The organism is Limosilactobacillus sp. (assembly GCF_041859915.1).
GTDB lineage: Bacteria > Bacillota > Bacilli > Lactobacillales > Lactobacillaceae > Limosilactobacillus.
Genome location: NZ_JBFLGB010000004.1, coordinates 40956 through 58782 on the forward strand (window position 1 = coordinate 40956; position 17827 = coordinate 58782).

Annotated in this window: 18 protein-coding genes; 2 read left to right on the forward strand and 16 right to left on the reverse strand. The window is 42.4% G+C overall.

The annotated features are described in order from the left end of the window. Positions 1–14 precede the first annotated feature (14 nt). The 13 genes from ACEYV4_RS01480 to ACEYV4_RS01540 form a co-directional block, all read right to left on the reverse strand. Positions 15–278 (reverse strand): YggT family protein, encoded by a 264-nt coding sequence (locus tag ACEYV4_RS01480; protein ID WP_373841671.1) that lies wholly within the window; start codon positions 276–278, stop codon positions 15–17. A 6-nt stretch (positions 279–284) separates the two neighbouring features. Then, entirely contained in the window at positions 285–704 is a 420-nt protein-coding gene (locus ACEYV4_RS01485) for a cell division protein SepF (protein ID WP_373841672.1), read from the reverse strand. A gap of 75 nt (positions 705–779) precedes the next feature. After that, a complete protein-coding gene (ftsZ, locus tag ACEYV4_RS01490; protein WP_373841673.1) occupies positions 780–2045 on the reverse strand; it encodes a cell division protein FtsZ in 1266 nt (421 codons plus the stop codon). Positions 2046–2066: 21 nt separating this feature from the next. Further along, entirely contained in the window at positions 2067–3431 is a 1365-nt protein-coding gene (ftsA, locus tag ACEYV4_RS01495) for a cell division protein FtsA (protein WP_373841674.1), read from the reverse strand. A 125-nt stretch (positions 3432–3556) separates the two neighbouring features. Next, positions 3557–4402, reverse strand: coding sequence for a cell division protein FtsQ/DivIB (locus tag ACEYV4_RS01500; protein ID WP_373841675.1), 846 nt, complete (start codon positions 4400–4402; stop codon positions 3557–3559). 21 nt (positions 4403–4423) lie between these two features. Further along, positions 4424–5527 carry an undecaprenyldiphospho-muramoylpentapeptide beta-N-acetylglucosaminyltransferase gene (gene murG / locus ACEYV4_RS01505; protein WP_373841676.1) on the reverse strand — a complete coding sequence of 368 codons (1104 nt, stop codon included), beginning with the start codon at positions 5525–5527 and terminating at the stop codon, positions 4424–4426. Between the two features lies 1 nt (position 5528). Next, positions 5529–6908 carry a UDP-N-acetylmuramoyl-L-alanine--D-glutamate ligase gene (gene murD / locus ACEYV4_RS01510; protein WP_373841677.1) on the reverse strand — a complete coding sequence of 460 codons (1380 nt, stop codon included), beginning with the start codon at positions 6906–6908 and terminating at the stop codon, positions 5529–5531. Positions 6909–6935: 27 nt separating this feature from the next. Beyond that, positions 6936–7907 carry a phospho-N-acetylmuramoyl-pentapeptide-transferase gene (gene mraY, locus ACEYV4_RS01515; RefSeq protein ID WP_373841678.1) on the reverse strand — a complete coding sequence of 324 codons (972 nt, stop codon included), beginning with the start codon at positions 7905–7907 and terminating at the stop codon, positions 6936–6938. 12 nt (positions 7908–7919) lie between these two features. Next, complete coding sequence (locus ACEYV4_RS01520; RefSeq protein ID WP_373841679.1) at positions 7920–10067, reverse strand: penicillin-binding transpeptidase domain-containing protein; 2148 nt, start codon at positions 10065–10067, stop codon at positions 7920–7922. Continuing rightward, entirely contained in the window at positions 10067–10423 is a 357-nt protein-coding gene (locus ACEYV4_RS01525; RefSeq protein WP_373841680.1) for a cell division protein FtsL, read from the reverse strand. Before ACEYV4_RS01525 ends, ACEYV4_RS01520 begins: the two co-directional genes overlap by 1 nt. 15 nt (positions 10424–10438) lie before the next feature. Further along, positions 10439–11386, reverse strand: a complete 948-nt coding sequence (gene rsmH / locus ACEYV4_RS01530) for a 16S rRNA (cytosine(1402)-N(4))-methyltransferase RsmH (RefSeq protein ID WP_373841681.1) — start codon at positions 11384–11386, stop codon at positions 10439–10441. A gap of 24 nt (positions 11387–11410) precedes the next feature. Next, positions 11411–11839: a division/cell wall cluster transcriptional repressor MraZ gene (gene mraZ, locus ACEYV4_RS01535; protein ID WP_373841682.1), complete on the reverse strand. Its 429-nt coding sequence runs from the start codon at positions 11837–11839 to the stop codon at positions 11411–11413. 155 nt (positions 11840–11994) lie between these two features. Continuing rightward, complete coding sequence (locus ACEYV4_RS01540) at positions 11995–12276, reverse strand: hypothetical protein (RefSeq protein WP_373841683.1); 282 nt, start codon at positions 12274–12276, stop codon at positions 11995–11997. A 190-nt stretch (positions 12277–12466) separates the two neighbouring features. Between ACEYV4_RS01540 and ACEYV4_RS01545 the strand changes: the two genes are divergently transcribed. After that, positions 12467–12586 (forward strand): DUF4044 domain-containing protein, encoded by a 120-nt coding sequence (locus tag ACEYV4_RS01545; protein WP_003666746.1) that lies wholly within the window; start codon positions 12467–12469, stop codon positions 12584–12586. Positions 12587–12640: 54 nt separating this feature from the next. On the opposite strand, the gene ACEYV4_RS01550 is transcribed toward ACEYV4_RS01545, so the two are convergent. From ACEYV4_RS01550 to ACEYV4_RS01560, 3 genes are all read right to left on the reverse strand, one after another. Further along, the gene (locus tag ACEYV4_RS01550) at positions 12641–14953 is read right to left on the reverse strand and encodes a DNA translocase FtsK (RefSeq protein WP_373841684.1); all 2313 of its coding nucleotides are present in this window, start codon (positions 14951–14953) and stop codon (positions 12641–12643) included. 14 nt (positions 14954–14967) lie between these two features. Beyond that, on the reverse strand, positions 14968–15477 hold the full coding sequence (gene trmL / locus ACEYV4_RS01555; RefSeq protein WP_373841685.1) for a tRNA (uridine(34)/cytosine(34)/5-carboxymethylaminomethyluridine(34)-2'-O)-methyltransferase TrmL: 510 nt from the start codon (positions 15475–15477) through the stop codon (positions 14968–14970). Between the two features lie 177 nt (positions 15478–15654). Next, positions 15655–16509: a methyltransferase domain-containing protein gene (locus tag ACEYV4_RS01560; RefSeq protein ID WP_373841686.1), complete on the reverse strand. Its 855-nt coding sequence runs from the start codon at positions 16507–16509 to the stop codon at positions 15655–15657. Between the two features lie 93 nt (positions 16510–16602). Here ACEYV4_RS01560 and ACEYV4_RS01565 point away from each other — a divergent pair, with 93 nt between their 5' ends. Beyond that, positions 16603–17631 (forward strand): lactonase family protein, encoded by a 1029-nt coding sequence (locus ACEYV4_RS01565; RefSeq protein ID WP_373841687.1) that lies wholly within the window; start codon positions 16603–16605, stop codon positions 17629–17631. Positions 17632–17827 lie beyond the last annotated feature (196 nt).

A 17827-nucleotide genomic window follows, 5' to 3' on the forward strand; every position in this document is an offset into this window, starting at 1 on the left:
ATTAACGACCCCACTTAAAATAGGTGCCCTAAGAAGAGTAGTCCATCTTGAACTAGATATAAAACAATAATCGCTACTACCGGTGAAAAACTAATCCCGCCCAGCGGTGGAATAAAGTTAAACCACCGTATATAGGGTTCCACGAGGCGATTAATTATTTCACCAAGACGAGTTCCCCGAGCATTAGGGAACCATGATAATAAGCACCAAACCACAATCACCATGATGTAGGCATTTATCAACCAATTTAAACACCAGATTATATATCCCACTACCATGGCCTCCTAATTTGTCAGCTTACCATCTAATTGCATATCCGTCCCCAGATTTCCAGAAACTTCATAGTTTTTAGGGGTACACAGGAAAATTTCTTTTCCAATTCGTTTAATATCACCGTTAATTGCATAAGTAGCACCATTTAAGAAATCAACTACCCGCTTAGCATTACGATCATCCATTTGGGTAAAATTGACAATTACCGCTTGTCCTTTTAGTAATTGGTTAGCAATTTGCTTCACATCTGCATATAAACGGGGTTCATATAAAGAAATCTTGCTCGTGCGATTAGTCCGCAACTGCTTAGCCTGGTCAATTGGGACCACATTCGTGTTCTGCCTTGACTGGTCCGCTGAATGATGGTCGTCATAATAATCATCCTGAGCAACATCATCGCCAAATAAACTTTTAAAAAGATGGACTGCCATTCTAATTCCTCCTTTATCTGCAGAAAATACGAAAAGGGGCGTCCTCAACTTAGATTAAGTCGCCCCATAAATCAATTATTTACGCCGATTCTTAAAGAATGGTGGCGTCGACAAGTTGGTATCATCATCATCGGAATTAGCCGTATCGTCGTTAAAAACATTAAATTTTGGCTTAGCGACGTGTGAAAATTCATTATTGGCAGTTGCGTCATTATTTGAATCTTCATTATCAGCAGTTGGGTCATTCCAACCATCAAAAGGATCGCTCTGTGGCTTAGTCGTTTCAGCAGCCGAAGACTGGGGACGAGTCTGTTGTTTTTCAGGAGCCGTTTGGTGAACTGGTTTTGATTGGTTTCCTTGATTATTATGGTTAGCCTTAGTCTTATCAATTCCAGTAGCAATCACGGTTACTCGAACACCGTCACCCATCTTTTCATTCAAAGACATCCCAAATGCAATGTCAACATCCGTCCCGGCAGCCTGGCGAATAACATCAGAAGCTTCCTGAGCTTCAAACATTGATAAGTCCTTGCCACCAGTAATATCCATTAAAACATGTTGGGCACCATTAATTGAAACTTCCAATAATGGTGAAGAAATGGCCTTCTTAGTAGCTTCCGTTGCCCGATTCTCACCGGTTGAAGAACCAACACCCATTAAAGCCGCTCCTTGATTAGACATCAAGGTCTTAATGTCGGCAAAATCCAGGTTAATATACCCGGGAGTCACGATCAAGTCCGAGATACCTTGTACACCCTGGCGCAGAACGTTATCTGCTTCTTTAAATGCTTCCATCATTGGTGTCTTCTTATCAATCATTTCTAGTAAACGATTGTTGGCAACAATAATTAATGTATCAACATTTGATTTTAGATTTTCCAACCCTTCAGTAGCAAATTTAGCACGGCGAGGACCTTCAAAAGAAAATGGTCGAGTAACCACTCCAACCGTCAAAGCACCACTGCCCTTTGCAATCTTAGCAATTACTGGAGCGGCACCGGTCCCAGTACCACCACCCATTCCGGCGGTAATAAAGACCATGTCAGCTCCTTCTAGTGCTTTTTGAATTTGTTCTTCGCTTTCTTGAGCCGCTTTTTCGCCAACTTCAGGATTAGAACCAGCGCCTAACCCCTTCGTTAACTTAGGTCCTAATTGAATCTTGGTTGAGGCTTGTGATGCATTAAGTGCCTGCAAATCGGTATTTGCGACAATAAAATCAACACCCTGTACCTTTTCGGTAATCATACGGTTGACGGCATTACCACCACCGCCACCAACACCAATTACCTTGATGCGAGCACCAGCAAATTCATTGTCCATCGTCTTTGTTTCATTGTCCATACAGCTGTTCCTCCGTGAAATTTAGTCAAATAAGTTATTCAGCATGCTCTTAAAGCGACTGCCAAATGAGTGCTTCTTAGATTTCTTAGCTTGTTCCCGTTTTCCTGGTATCGATTGAGACTCGTTAGTGGTCTGATTACGCTGTTGGTCATTCCAGCTTTCAGCAGTCGACTGGTTAGTCTGTTGCTTTTCCTCGCGAGGACGCCTAATAATATCAGACTGCTGCAAGGTTTGCTTAACAAGCCGATCAACGTCAGTTAATCGACTTTCATACATTGTTAAAGCAATTACCAGTGAATAACTCGGGTGACGAACACCCATCTGATTTGGAACATTTACTTTAATATTACCGCTATAATACTGCTGTGCAAGTTCTTTTACTCCTGGTAAAGCAGCCCCACCACCAAGTAGAACAACACCACCTGGTAATTTAGGAGCATGAATTGCCTTTAAATGTTGGCGACTCCGCTGAAAGATCTGCCGTAGCCGGGCCTCAATAATTTCGGCTAGGTAAGCCTCAGAGAATTGAACCGGCGTATTCTTACCCACTACCGGAACATCAACTTGCGCCTGAGCATCTGCTAGTGAACTCAAGGCATAGCCATGATTAAGCTTAAGATGTTCCGCATTGCGCAGTGAGGTATTCAACACGGTTGAAATATCCCTCGTCACATATTGACCACCCTCGGGGTCAACGTAAGTATATTTCAACTGATGATCATGAACGATACTCGTCGTTGTTTGGCCACCACCAAGGTCAATCACCACGGTACCAAAATCCTGCTCACCATCATTGAGTAGGTTAAAATCTGTGGCGATTGGCGCAATCACAAAGTCACGGATGCCATAGCCAGCCTGCCGAACAGCTTTCTTTGTATTATGAATAATAGTCTTAGGCCCCGTGTAAAGCGTCCCTTTCATCTCGAGCCGAACACCAACCATCCCCCGTGGGTCTTTAATCCCGTTAAAACCATCAACGGTAAACTCAGTTGGGACAAGGTCCAAGACCTCGCGCTCGGGTGGAATGTTCTGGGTTAAAGTCTCCTGGGCAACGTCAATCACATCGCGGTCAGTAATTTCTCGTGATTGATGTTGTGATGCTACCGTAATAGAGCCTTGCACGCGTTGCATTTGTAAATAATTAGCTGGTAACCCAACAATCACATTTTTAATACCGATATTGGACTTTTCCTCGGCACGCTTGACAGCTTGAGAAATTGCACGAGCGGTTTTATCGATATCAACAATTACGCCACGATTTAGTCCGGCTGAGGAAACAACACCAACGCCAATGACTTTTAACTGCCCCTTAACATTTTCACAGACCATTGCCTTGATCGAGGTGGTTCCAATATCTAACCCAACATAAATTTCTGAATTATTCATTTGGTCGGAACCCTCCTAAAACTATTATCATATTAACTTTTTTGTAAGTAAATTTTGACCTATAAAAGATTTTACCACAGTTGAACCCACTCTCAAATGGATTTCATTTAAAGCTTTGATAAATATTATTTATCTTTTGATCCATAAGCATATGAATAGGCACCAACTTGTAAGTCAATTACCCCTGCTTGTTTCATGTTAGCTGCAATTGCCGGATAAAAAGACATCTTCTTACCAACCGTATGTTGATTTGCTAAAACAGTGTTACCATCTCGCATATACAAGACGATTCGGTCAGGCATTTCCTTAGTAGGTTGATAAACAACAGTAGAAATACCCTCTCGAACCGCTGGTTTTAATTTACCTAACTGACGAGCCACTTGTTTTAGTGCCTGACGATGACCGGCAAAGCATTGGTAATTAATTCCCACTTGGTAATGATTAGTGACCTTTTGCAACTGACCATTAGCTAAAACTGCATAATTCTGGTGACCAAGGTGAGTCGTCCCCAATAGAGCATTCTCCCGAACTACCAGACAGATACTCTGGGGACCCGTTACTCTTATTTTAACATGAGCAAGGCGGGGCTGGCGGAGCTGCGCTTGTTGACAAATCTGTCGTTGGTGTACCCAGACTCCCCAAATAAAACGCCCCGGATAAACACGAGTGGCATGCTCAATCCGCAATTGACTCAATTGATCATTACCTTGAACAGCTACCGTTTTTACTTTGCTTAAGGGTGAAAGGATGTAAAGCATTAGGAGCAAAACCACCCCAAATAAAAATACTAACTTAAAGACTCGTTCTCCATTGGTTTTATAGAAATGCCAACGAAGATGTGGCAATCGATAACCAATATGATGAGCAGGTTTAGCAGCTGCTTTACGTCGGGCTTGGGCGCTACGCTTCTCAAGTTCAGCCAAGCGTTTAGCATATTGCTGGTGTTCGGAAACGTAACGATCGCGCGCCATTTATTTCACCCCTTATCTTTCTTAGTGATGTTCAGCAATTGCGGTACGTAAAACTTTAATCAAACGGTCAGCAGCATCTGGACGGCCCATCTTTTTAGAGGCTTGCGACATTTGTTTACGTAGGTCTGCATTTTCCATGATACGGTCCGCCTGTAGTAACAATGTTCGAGCGTCTAGGTGATCTTCGGTGATCATTACTGCTGCCTTATTTTTAACCAACGCTTGAGCATTTTTAACTTGGTGGTTAGCAGTTACATAAGGACTGGGAATCAGGATAGTTGGCACTCCAAGAGCCGTAACTTCGGCAATTGTCGTGGCACCGGCTCGGGAAACTAGTGCCGCAACTCGTGGCATCTTAGCCGGCATGTCTTTAATATAAGGAACCACTTTAACATTTGGTCCAATCTTAACTCCTTGTAACTGCGCCTTAACATGATCATACCGTTTCCGACCAGTCGCAAAAATCACCTGGTAAGGACGCCGGTTGAACTCTGGAATTGCATCTACAACTGTCTGATTAATCTTTGGTGCACCTTGACTACCACCGAAAATCATCATCGTTGGCAAATTATCTTTCAAGCCATAACTAGTCCAGGAAAAATCACTGGCCGCCCGAGCAGCTACCTGCTGTGCTCGTGGGTTACCAACCATTGTTACCTTAGCGGCTGGAAATTGACTACGGGCCGCCTCAAAAGCAATTGCAATCTGGTCAACATAACGACTCAGAAACTTATTAGTAACACCAACCACACTATTTTGTTCATGAATCACTGTCGGGATATGGTGTTTAGCTGCTGCGTACAAAACTGCTCCGGAAACGTAACCCCCAGTGCCAAGAACAACATCTGGCTTGAAATCACGAATAATCTTTTTAGCATGGTGAACTGATTTCAAGAAGAGATAGATTGTCTTGAGGTTATCCAAGGATAACGAGCGTTTAAAACCTTGCATATGCATTGTTTCCAGTTTAATGCCAGCATCCGGAACTATCTTATTCTCCAATCCCCGAGTCGTTCCAACATACAGAACTTGAGTATCAGGTTCTACTTGTTTTAATCGTTCAATTAGGGCCAATGCCGGGTAAATGTGACCCCCAGTACCGCCACCAGATACTAATAACCGCATTTTACTTACCGCTCTCCTTTTGACCAGTTAGTTTTTCGACCGCTTCAATAAACTTATCACCCCGTACTTCAAAGCTTGGGAACTGATCCCAGCTGGCATTAGCGGGTGACAATAAAATTACATCCCCAGGTGCACTAACTTTCCAAGCTACCGGTACCGCTGTCACAGCATTTTCACTCTCTAAAATTGTTGGAATATGGGCCTGCTCAGCAGCAGCACGCATTTTATCCTTGCATTGTCCAAAGACGATAATGGCCTTAACGTGTTTCTGGAAGTACGGTACTAACCGTTCAAAGGTATAGCCACGATCAAGTCCACCCGCTAATAAAATTACTGGCTGAGTAAAGCCAGCTAATGCTACCTCAGTTGCTTCAATATCGGTTGACTTGGAATCGTTATAGAATCGCCGTCCCTGATAGTCCATGACGTATTGCAGGCGGTGACGAACTCCACCAAATGTGGTTAGAACACTAATGATATCTTCATTGGAAACACCACTCAACTTGGCAGCAGCAATTGCCGCTAAGGCATTCTCTACATTTTGTGGACCGATCAGGCGAATATCTGCCGCCTTCATAATTTTTTCACCCCGCCAATAAATCACACCATCTTCTTCATATGCACCTGCATGACTTTTATCCAAGCGAGAAAATGGAACAATCGTTGCCCGTGAACGCCGAGCAATTTCTTGCCATTCATCACGATCCCAATTCATGATCAAATGGTCATCCTTGGTCTGATTACGGGTGATATTTAATTTAGCATTAATATAGTTTTCCCGAGTCTTATGATAATCCAAATGATTAGAAAAGATGTTGGTAATAATTGCAATATGAGGATGAATCGTTGGACAACCAAGCAGTTGGAAACTGGATAGTTCCGTTACCAGGGTATCATCCGGTCCCATTTTTTCAGCTACTTTACTGAAAGAAACGCCGATGTTGCCCGCATACTTAACCTGGTGTTGCGAACTTTTGGCCAGCATTAACTGAGTCAGTGTTGTCGTCGTTGTCTTCCCATTACTCCCGGTAACACTAACTAAGTGACCATCGAAAATTTCCCAACCAAGTTCAGCTTCAGTAATAATTGGCGTCTTTTGAGCAACAAACTTGGCAACCAACGGATTATCATAAGGAATTCCTGGATTCTTAACTACCACATCAAAGCCTTCCGTAGCCAAGCTCAGAGGATTTGAACCAGTAATCACTTTGATCCCATCATCTTCCAGTTCCTTGACAACCGTCGGATCCTTAGGTGTCTTCATATCATTAGCTGTTACCTGAGCTCCTAGCTTTACTAAGAGGTGGGCCGCATTGAGTCCACTAATTCCAAAACCAATCACTAATACTTTCTTACCTTGGTAAGTATCTATCTGCTTCATAGTTATTTTCCCTCACTATTAAAATTCTTAACCGGCAATTAAAATCCAACTAACGGCAATAATCGCTCCAATAAGGCCGATCAGCCAAAAAACAATATCAATTTTCCATTCGCTCCAGCCACACAATTCAAAGTGATGATGGATTGGAGTCATCTTAAAAATCCGCTTCCCAGTAAGTTTAAAAGAAGCTACCTGGAGCATTACACTGGCCGTTTCACAAACATAAACAATCCCAATTACTAGTAATGACCATTCATGGTGAAGTAGCAATGAGACGGCTGCTAGGGAAGCACCAATCGCTAATGACCCCATATCACCCATAAAGATTTTAGCAGGCTTATGATTGTACGGGAAGAAGCCTAGCATCGTCCCAATCATTGCCAAGCAGAACAAGGCAATTTCCGGATAACCAGGTTGACTGATATTGACTAATGCGATGATTAAATAAGCAGCAAACGAAATAATCGATAGGCCACTGACTAACCCATCAAGTCCATCCGTTAAGTTAACCGCGTTTGAAAAGCCGACCATCCAGAAGATGATGAAGAGGCCATACCACCAACCAGCCTGACTAGTTCCAAAGCCCATTTGAAAGCCTTCGTGCTGGTAGATAACGGTAAAGACCATCGCTGCTACTACTTGACACAAAGCTTTTTGCCAGGCTTTAAAGCCCTCATTCTGGTGGTGAAAAATCTTGATGCTGTCATCCCACATCCCGATCAAACCATAAACAACCAGGATGAAAAGCAAAGCCCACAGAGTATTGGAAATTAGGCCACGCCAAGCTGCTACCCACAAGATGGTAATTACTGCTGAGATAATAAAGAGCAACCCACCCATAGTTGGGGTCCCGGCCTTCTTGGCATGCCAAGTTGGTCCCTCTTTACGAATCTGCTGCCCCTCTTTTTTAGCACGAAAATAACGAATTAAGTACGGCATTAACAAGAAAGTAATCAGGAACGCACTGATTACCGTCAATATAGCAGTCAATATATTCATAGTATCTCCTCTTTAGTCTTTAGGTTTATATTTAACAATCAACGTTTTCTGATGATTAATTATGGTATTGGCTTTAATGCTTTGCGAGTCAACGTAACCGTCTCCCTGTTCATCCAGGTGCAAATCCAGCATCTTAGCCAACTGCTCAACATCCGCAGAACTCCAACCAGTCAAATCCGGCATTTGATAATTACCACCAGTAGTTAAAATGACTCGTTGATCAACTAGGGATTGGCGCCCTGGTGTTAGTGATTGTTGGCGAATCGTCTTTCCACTACCAATTACTACTGATTGCAAATGCTGTTGATTTAACTCATTAGTAGCTACCTGACGATCTTTACCAACCAAGTTTGGTATTTTTACCATACTATGATTAAGGTTCTCAGTAGTAGCCTGACGATCCAAAAGCATCTTCATCGTTGGATTGAAAATGTTAGCAATCTGTTTAGCAGCTGGTGTACTAACATTTTGTGGCTGGCGCAACGTAATATAGATAATATAACGCGGATTCTTAGCTGGCGCCATTCCAACCATTGAATACAGATAATTAGTATCGCCCTTACTGTAACCATTTGCGCCACCGATCTGGGCGGTCCCGGTTTTTGCAGCGATCCGATGGCCCTTAATTTGGTACATATGTCCGAGACCCTTTTGATCATAAACTACTCCTTGCATATAGCCAAGTACCTGTTTAGCCGTCTTAGCTTTAATTGGCTGGCCAACTTTTTGGGGATGGTTGCGTTTAACCAACTTACCCTTACTATTAACTACCTTAGAGACAAGATATGGTTTCATCATTCGACCATGGTTAGCTACAGCACTAAAGGCCTGCATCATTTGCATTTCGTTCACTGTAATTCCCTGACCAAAGGCGGTATTAGCCTGCTCTAGTGTTCCTCTAAATTGGGTAAAGCCACTGACCTCATTACCCATTCCATCAACATTGACCCGTTTAAGAAGGCCAAAACGTTTAATGTATTTATACCAAGTTTGAGCACCCATATTCTGTTCAACATGGGCAAAGCCAACGTTGCTTGACATATCAAAAGCATCCTTATAGCTAATCACACCCCAACCAGAAGATGACCAATCAGTAATTTTACCACCACCTATTGACCAAGTCCCAGAATTAAAGGTGTCATTAGGATTAAAATGCCCAGAGTCAATGGCTGCACTAAGGGCTAAAACCTTCATTGTTGAGCCGGGTTCATAAGCATCTTGAACCAACATATTTCGCCAAACCGGGTTGGGCTTAGAATGTAACGTTGGTCGTTGGGTTGCTGCCAGAATTTTACCAGTTTTAGCATCCATGACCACCGCCGTCGCGGCATTAGCACGTGATGCCTTAAAGACCTGATCAACCTTAGTTTCTAAGAAATGCTGGGCTTGAGAATTAAGAGTAGTATATACGTCATCACCATTAACCGCCGGCTTAGTAATCCCCTTAGAATTGGCGAGACGATAACCATAAACGTCTTGTTTATCTTGACGAATTCCATTTGTACCCGTCAATTGCTTATTAAAGTAGCCTTCCAAGCCAATTTGACCAATTAACTTAGTTGTCCCATTGCTTTCAACCTGGGGACTAGCCATCCCAATGATCTGCGAGGCAAAATTTCCTTCAGGATATTGCCGAGCTGGTGTTGCTATGAAGTTAATTCCGGGCAAGTGGTAATTTTTAATTTTTTGCATCGTGGCTACAGAAAGATTGCTACCTGCCGGGCCAAATTCAACTTGATACGTTTGTCCATCAGTTACCAGTCTTTTTTCAATTTTAGCCGGTGACATATTAATATATTTTGCTAATATTTTGGCTGTTTTCCGCCTATTCGTAACATAAAGTGGCTTCCCGCTATTTGAATGTTGATGATGATCAACAATTGCATACAACGTATACTTACTGGTATCCGTGGCTAAAGCATTTCCTTCACCATCATAAATGGTTCCCCGATGAGCTTGAATTATCCGCCGTTGGGTATAAATTTGTTCAGCTTTAGAGCGAAGGTTGACATGTTGGACATTTTGATTAATAGCAATATATGCAAAACGAACGATAAACAAGATAAACAATCCAATCGCAATCAAAAATAACCATTTTCCAAAGGTCCCTTGATTTCTATTATTTCTCTTGTTTCTCGCTCGTTCTGGCACTTTATTCATTATTTATTAATGTTCCTTACGTTTGAATTTTGATCCGACAAGCCATATTTATGAGCGGCCGCTTTGAGGTGCGACTGGCTTGTCAATTCCGCAATTTCTTGTTGTGAACTAGTATTAGAATTTTTAACCTTACTAATTCGACCTTGTAAGTCTTGCAAATGATGTTGTTGGTTATTAATCGTAACCTTCGTTGATAAGAGAATAATAACAAGGCAAAGTGAAATAATACTACCGATAGTTACCAGCAATCGCTCAAAGGGTGACCAACTAACCTTATTAACATCTGGTGATTGAATTGGTTGCCGCTTTTCTTGAGGTTGTTTTTTTTCTAACTTTCGTGCCGTATTTGAAACCACTTTACTCACTCTTCCTTATTTGATTTTCTCAATAATACGCAATTTAGCGCTATGTGCCCGGTGATTATGAGCTAATTCCTGAGCACTCGGCAGAATTGGCTTCTTATTGATCAACTTGAAATGCGGTTCCATTCCCGCCGGAATAACGGGTAGGCCTTGCGGAAGGTCGGCGCTCAAAGACGACTGTTCACGGAACATCGTCTTGACTAAGCGATCCTCCAAAGATTGAAAAGTAATAACGCTAATCCGTCCACCAATCTTCAAAAGATCAAATGCTTGCTCTAATGATTCTTCAAGAGCACCCAATTCATCATTAACAGCAATCCGAATTGCCTGAAAACTCTTCTTAGCTGGGTGACCACCATGACGACGGGCCGCTGCCGGAATAGCTTCCTTAATCACCTCAACCAATTCGAATGTCGTTTTAATTGGATGGCGTTGTCGACGACGCTCAATCTTACGAGCAATTTGCTTAGCAAAGCGTTCCTCACCATAACGGTAAAGAATCCGTACCAGGCGTTCATAGGGCCATTCATTAACCACTTGCATCGCTGATAAGGATTGATCTTGATTCATCCGCATATCTAACGGTGCATCATGTTGATAGCTAAAGCCCCGCTCAGCATCATCAAACTGAGGTGAAGAAACTCCTAAATCATAAACAATCCCATTAATTTGGCGAACTCCGGCCCTAGCCAAGGCCACCTTCAGATGGCGAAAATTATCTTCAACCAACGTTAATTTGCCAGCTTTAATAGCGGCGCTCAAATGTTGTTGATTATAGTTAATTGCTGTCTTATCTTGGTCAAACGAATAAAGGTGGCCGCTAGTCAGGTGTTGCAAAATTTCACCAGAATGACCGCCACCACCTAGGGTTGCATCGACATAAGTGCCAGTTGGTTGTACATTTAAGCCCGCCACGGCTTCCTTTAGTAATACCGTTACATGGTTAAATTCTGCCATCGACTTGCACTTCCTTACTTAAAATTAAAAATCAATTTTTAGTTCCTCCGCAATCTCGTCAAAGTCAGCGGCGGTATCATGGTTATACTTATTCCAACAATCAACATTCCAAATTTCAAAACGATTTGCCACTCCGATTACCATGCACTTTTTGACTAAATGTGCATAGCTACAGAGAGAACTAGGAATATTGATTCGACCTTGTTTGTCAAAAGTACAGGCACTAGCTGCTGAATATAAGAAACGAACAAATGCCCGGGCGTTTCGCTTAGTTAATGGAAGAGCCTGCAGTTTACTGCTTAACTTTTGCCATTCAGCATGCGGATAACCAAATAAACAGCCATCTAAGCCTCGTGTCAAAACCACATCAGTTCCGAGTTGGTCGCGAAATTTGGCGGGGATAATTAATCGGCGCTTAGCATCTAATGAATGTTGATATTCACCCATCAACAAGCGCACACATCCCCTTAGCCACTTTATACGACCAGTCTACCACAATCCCCCACTTCTCACCACGGTATTTCAAAAATTTCCACTACAATTCAGACTACAAAAAAAGAGTTAAAGAAAGTCAACAATTCTTTAACTCTTCTTAGAACTTTTATCAACTACACCAGCGGTAAGTTATGACTAAAAAGCGAAGCAACAAAAATGATTCCGGCATAATAAGCAGAAAGGCGCCAAAAGACAGGCCAATAACGTCGGTATATAAATTCATGATTGTGAACTAATTGTAATAAAATAAGGAGTAGTGCCCAGATCATCCAACCAGCAAGGGGATAAGCAATCCAATAAACGTCTAAATTCTTTAAAGCTAATAACCAAAATACAACCGACCAAACAACATGTTGGCTTCGTCTCCGCCTAGTCAAATGACGCCAGATTAACATTGCTACCCATAATATTCCTACAATCAAAAGTTGTATTAGCAGTTGCCGATAGTTAATTAACATCCTTATTTTCACGCCCTTTTTAATTCAATCATTAAATTTTAGCATAAGTTTAGCCCTATGTTTGAAAAACACCCAATAAATGCGTTACACTACAAGGAGTTTATCATCGTGAAAGGCGGTTAAGTTCATGCAGCGAAAAAAGAAAACGCGGTTTCAAAAAATTACCATGGTTGCTATTTGGTTAATGTTAATTGCTATGTTAGGCTCACTAATCTTTGGCGCCGTTGCGTCTTTGAATTTAATCTAATTATAAGACTAATAAGGCTGGCGAGATCTTTTCTCGTCAGCCTTATTAGTTTGTTCAGTTGATTGACGATTGGTCAACCGCTTTTTTATAAACTTCACGCGGCTTGGAACCATTAGCTGGACTGATATAACCACGCTGCTCCATATCATCAATAATCCGGGCCGCCCGATTATAGCCAATCCGGAAACGACGTTGAATCATTGACGTAGAAGCCCGTTGTTCTTTCACCACAAAATCAAGTGCTTGTGGGAAAAGCTCATCTTCATCTGCCTGCTTCTCTTCTTTAGCCATTTCTTCGTCGGAGACAACCATTTGTTGGTCATATTCAGCCGGACATTCATCTTTAATAAATTTAACAACTGCTTCAACATCTTGGTCTGAAATAAAGGCCCCTTGAACACGAATTGGCTTATTTTGGTCAATTGGTTCAAAAAGCATGTCACCTCGACCAAGCAGCTTTTCGGCACCATTAGTATCAATAATTGTGCGTGAATCTACCCCACTCGAAACAGCAAAGGCAATCCGTGACGGCACGTTAGCTTTAATTAATCCGGTAATTACGTCCACTGATGGTCGTTGAGTTGCTAAAATCATGTGAATTCCGGCAGCTCGGCCCATTTGTGCAATTCGGACAATTGCATCCTCAACATCATTAGAAACCGTCATCATTAAATCAGCCAATTCATCCACTACTACTAAAACTAGTGGAAGAGTCGGCTGCTGTTCATCAGAATGAGCAGCATTTTGTTTCTGAACTAGGCGATTGTAACCCTTCAAGTTCCGCACGCCCCTTTTTGCAAAAAGTTCGTAGCGATGTTCCATTTCTGCTACTACCTTTGCCAGGGCCCGGGCCGCTTTCTTAGGATCAGATACGACCGGACTAAGTAGGTGGGGAATATCGTTATAAACGCTCAGCTCAACTTTTTTCGGGTCAATCAACAGCATCTTTACTTGGTGAGGCTTGGCCTTCAGCAATATACTGGTTAGAATCACGTTAATGGCTACCGACTTACCACTTCCCGTTGCTCCGGCAATCAATAAGTGGGGCATTTTGGTTAAGTCAGCCATTGCTACATCTCCAGTAACGGTTCGACCTAGAGGAACATTTAATGGATTATCATCTTGAGGGGCTGCCTCAAACATATCACGAAAGCCCACCGTAGCTACCTGTTGGTTCGGTACCTCAATCCCAATCAAAGATTTTCCAGGAATGGGTGCTTCAATTCGAATATCCTTTGCGGCCAAGGCCAACGCCAGATCATCCGTTAAATGTGTAATTCGGCTAACCTTAACCCCTACTGCCGGGCGTAATTCATACTTAGTGACTGACGGACCAAGGCTAACATTTTCAACGGTCGCCTGAACATTAAAGGATTGGAGAGTCTTTTGCAAGATCTTCGTATTCTTTTTGATATTCTTTAAGTCTTGTTGCTGATCAGTCGGCTTAACCTTACTCAAAAGCGTTAACGGTGGCAACTGATAATCCTTGTCCGTTTGGGGCGAACCACCAGCCATCACTAAATTAGATGGTTGCGATGAATCTGGCGCAGGCTTTTCATCTTGATTGTTGCTGGCAACCGTAATTTTCGGCGTAATTGGTTGCGGCTGCCTAACTGTTGGGGCATTGGTCGACTGTGTTGTTGAATGATCCTTAAAATTAGTTGCCGGCTTAGCAGCTGTCGTGGGTGATGTCACATTACTTTTTAATGGTGAAATAGTAACACCAGGTTGATTTGCCTTAGCTTTAATCCCTTGTCCAGCTTGCTTTCCCAAAACAGCCATCCGCTGAACAAGCCGACCACACAACTTTAAGAAATCACGCCAGGGTAAGGCAAAGAAAATAATGATTCCACAAAGCATCAAAAGCCAAGCAAAAATAGCCGTTCCAACCTGACTAATTAGAGCATCACTAGCCGTATAAAGGTATGCGCCAATCATTCCACCACCAATTGGCAAGGTCGAATCGCCATTTAACAAAACCTTACTAAGGTTACTCCAGGTAACTGCTGGAATTTTGGCATGAACATTCAATTGGTTAACCATTAAGGCATGCAACCAAATTAAAAGGCCCAGATAACCAACAACAAAACCACTAATTCGCCGTAAACTAAAGTGTAACCAACGGGCATACAATGCAAAACCCACGGCATAAAGGAAGACAATCAACATCAAAATAGGATATGCAGTCCCGACCAATAATTTAAAAATTCCAGAAATTAAGGTACCAAGTGCACCTAACTTAAAAAGGCCCACTAACATGAGCAGGGCGACAATGATTCCTAACAAGTTGTCGACTAAACGACGCTGCTTCTTGGATGAACGGTTGACCCGCCGGCGTCGGTTATTCTTCTTCTTTCGCTGTGCCATGCCAACCTCCTTGCTTATTTCAGCTTGTCAAAATGGTAAGTATGAACACGAGCCAGATTAGGAAAACTCTGTTGACGCAAAGCCTCGTAAATTACAATTGCGACACTGTTCGATAGGTTCAATGCCCGGATATTGTTATCATTTTGCGGGATTCGAATTGCATTGTTTGGATACCGGCGCATAAACTGGACCGGTAAACCAGTCGTCTCTTTGCCAAAAAGGAAGTAATGATCACCCGGAGTCGTATAATCCACATCAGTATAATCACGACTGGCAAACTTAGAAACTAGGTAAAGCTTCTTAACATCAGGTACACTCTTCATAAATTCCTGAAGGTCATCATGATAGGTAATCTTAACCTTATTCCAATAATCAAGGCCAGCTCGTTTCATATGTTTATCATCAGTTGAAAAACCCAGCGGCTTAATCAAGTGCAGTTCCGTATTGGTTCCGGCACAAGTGCGGGCAATGTTTCCCGTATTAGCAGGAAAGAGTGGTTCAAATAATACAATATGATTAGTCATTTTATCTTATCTTCTCCTCAAAGCAAATAAAAAAAGCAGGGTCTCGGTGTGGGCACGGCGAAACGCTGCTTTAATGAAGTACTCCTTAGCAACTACCAACGAATCTGTTCGATGTCAATTGCTAAACGATTTCAATTAGTACTTTAGCACCGTTAGATCGTTTGTGCAAGTATTTTTCTAATTTTTCCGGGCCATCAGTAGGCTGACGTCAACCGTAACGACTCTTAATTTGGCTAAAGCGGTTGCTGTTAACTGCCTAATCCCTTTGCCCCAATGCAATGGAGTCATTTCTACCAAGGCAGCTTGTAGGCCTGTTGGAACGGTGAAGCGATAACGGATTCGTTGTACCCGGCTACCAGGATAATGCTTAGCAAATAATTCACGCACCCGCGAATTATCGTAATGGGAATGACGAGCGGTGGAACCATACAAAAGATGGCGCACCTCTATTAAATAGTCACTGTTAGGGATTACTTTAAGCAGTTGTCCATTTGGTTTAAGGACTCGATTGAACTCAGCATAGTCAGACGGAGAAAATAATTCCGTTACAACATCAAAGCTATCGTTAACAAAAGGTAGTTGCCGCAGATCAGCCACACAGAAAAAAGCCGGTAAATCAAGCTGGGTTGCCAGAGTAATCCCGGCTTTAGAAATATCAAAGCCAACCAGATAGTCAGTTATACCGGGGCGAAAACCAGCTAATTGTTTCAGCGGTGTTCCTTCCCCTGTACCAACATCAAGAATTTTTAAAGCACGGTTAGGTAAAGTTTGGGCAATCTGACGTACAATTGGCTTAAATAATCCTGCTGATAACAACTGACGCCGGGCAAGAAACATCTCCCGACCATACTCAGTATCAGCTGCTCCTTTTAGAAAGTGTAGGTAACCATGCTTGTTAAAATCAATTTGGTGACCTTGAGTACAAACGATACTATTACCAACTAATTTAGTAATTGGCTGGTGACAAACCGGACAGCGAAAGATTTCTAGGTGTTGAGCTACCAGCTGGCGCTTTTTTTCTACTTTCTTCACATTAATTCTTCCTTTATTTTTCAATATTTATAGTTTACCATAGTCAGAATTTTGCTATTATAGTAAGTAAACATTTTAAAGGAGGATTCCATTTTGGAAGAAAAATTTCTTATCGGAACGTACACCAAGAAGGACAGTAAGGGTGTCTATGCCGTTACTCTCGATGATGATGCCGGCAAATTAACCAATGTTAAATTAACCATTCCATCACAAAAACCAGCCTACTTACAAGTTGGGGATCATAATCTGATCTTCGCAATCAAGCAAATCAACGACCAGGGTGGCGTGGCTTCGTATTCTCTTAAAGACGATAATGCTAAAATGCTCAGTAAGGTTCTAGCTGCTGGTGCCCCACCGGCTTATGTTGGTCTGGATAAGCAACGTCACCTACTTTACAGTGCTAACTATCACACGGCTAAGGTTGACGTCTTTCGCATCAATGCTGATGGTACTCTTACCCAAACCGATTCTGTAACCCACCAAGGGGCAACTGGCCCCCGTCCTGAACAAGAAGCACCGCACGTTCATTACGCTGATCTAACACCAGATCAACGATTGGTCGTTTGTGACCTTGGAATGGACTTAATTGTAGTGTATGACGTTTCTGCTGCTGGTAAATTAACTGCGGTTTCTCGTTACCATTGTGAGGACGGTTTTGGTACGCGCCATATTGCTTTCCACCCTAATGGTAAATACGCTTACGTACTCGGCGAATTGAGCAGCAAACTAGAAGTCCTTAAGTATAATGCTGCTGATGCTACCTTTACCCATGTACAAACTGTCAAGACGATCCTAGACACCTGGACCGCACATAACGGGGCTGCGGCGATCCGCTTCTCTAGTGATGGTAAATTCATTTACACGTCCAACCGGGGTGAAAACACGATTGCCGTTTTCGCCGTTCAACCTGATTTCACCGTTAAGCACATCCAGTCTATTTCAACTGAAGGTGACTTCCCAAGAGACTTTAACTTGAGCCGGGATGAATCCTTCCTGTTAGCTTCTAACCAAAATAGTGACAATTTAACTCTTTACAAACGAGATGCCACAACTGGCAAGTTAACCTTGTTGCAAAAGAACGTTGCTTGTCCTGAACCAGTTTGTGTTCAACGGTGGAAGTAACTATTTAATATCTAAAAAAGCGGATGATAAGGAAACAAGATTTCCTTATCATCCGCTTTTTTAATGTTAACCATGATTTATTGACGGCTAAATACAAGCTGGCATTTCACTTCAGGCTAACCATGTGATAATTATTCCCTATTCAGGTTTTACTTCAGTTGATTAATTGCGGTATGCAAATCCGCTGGAATCGGCG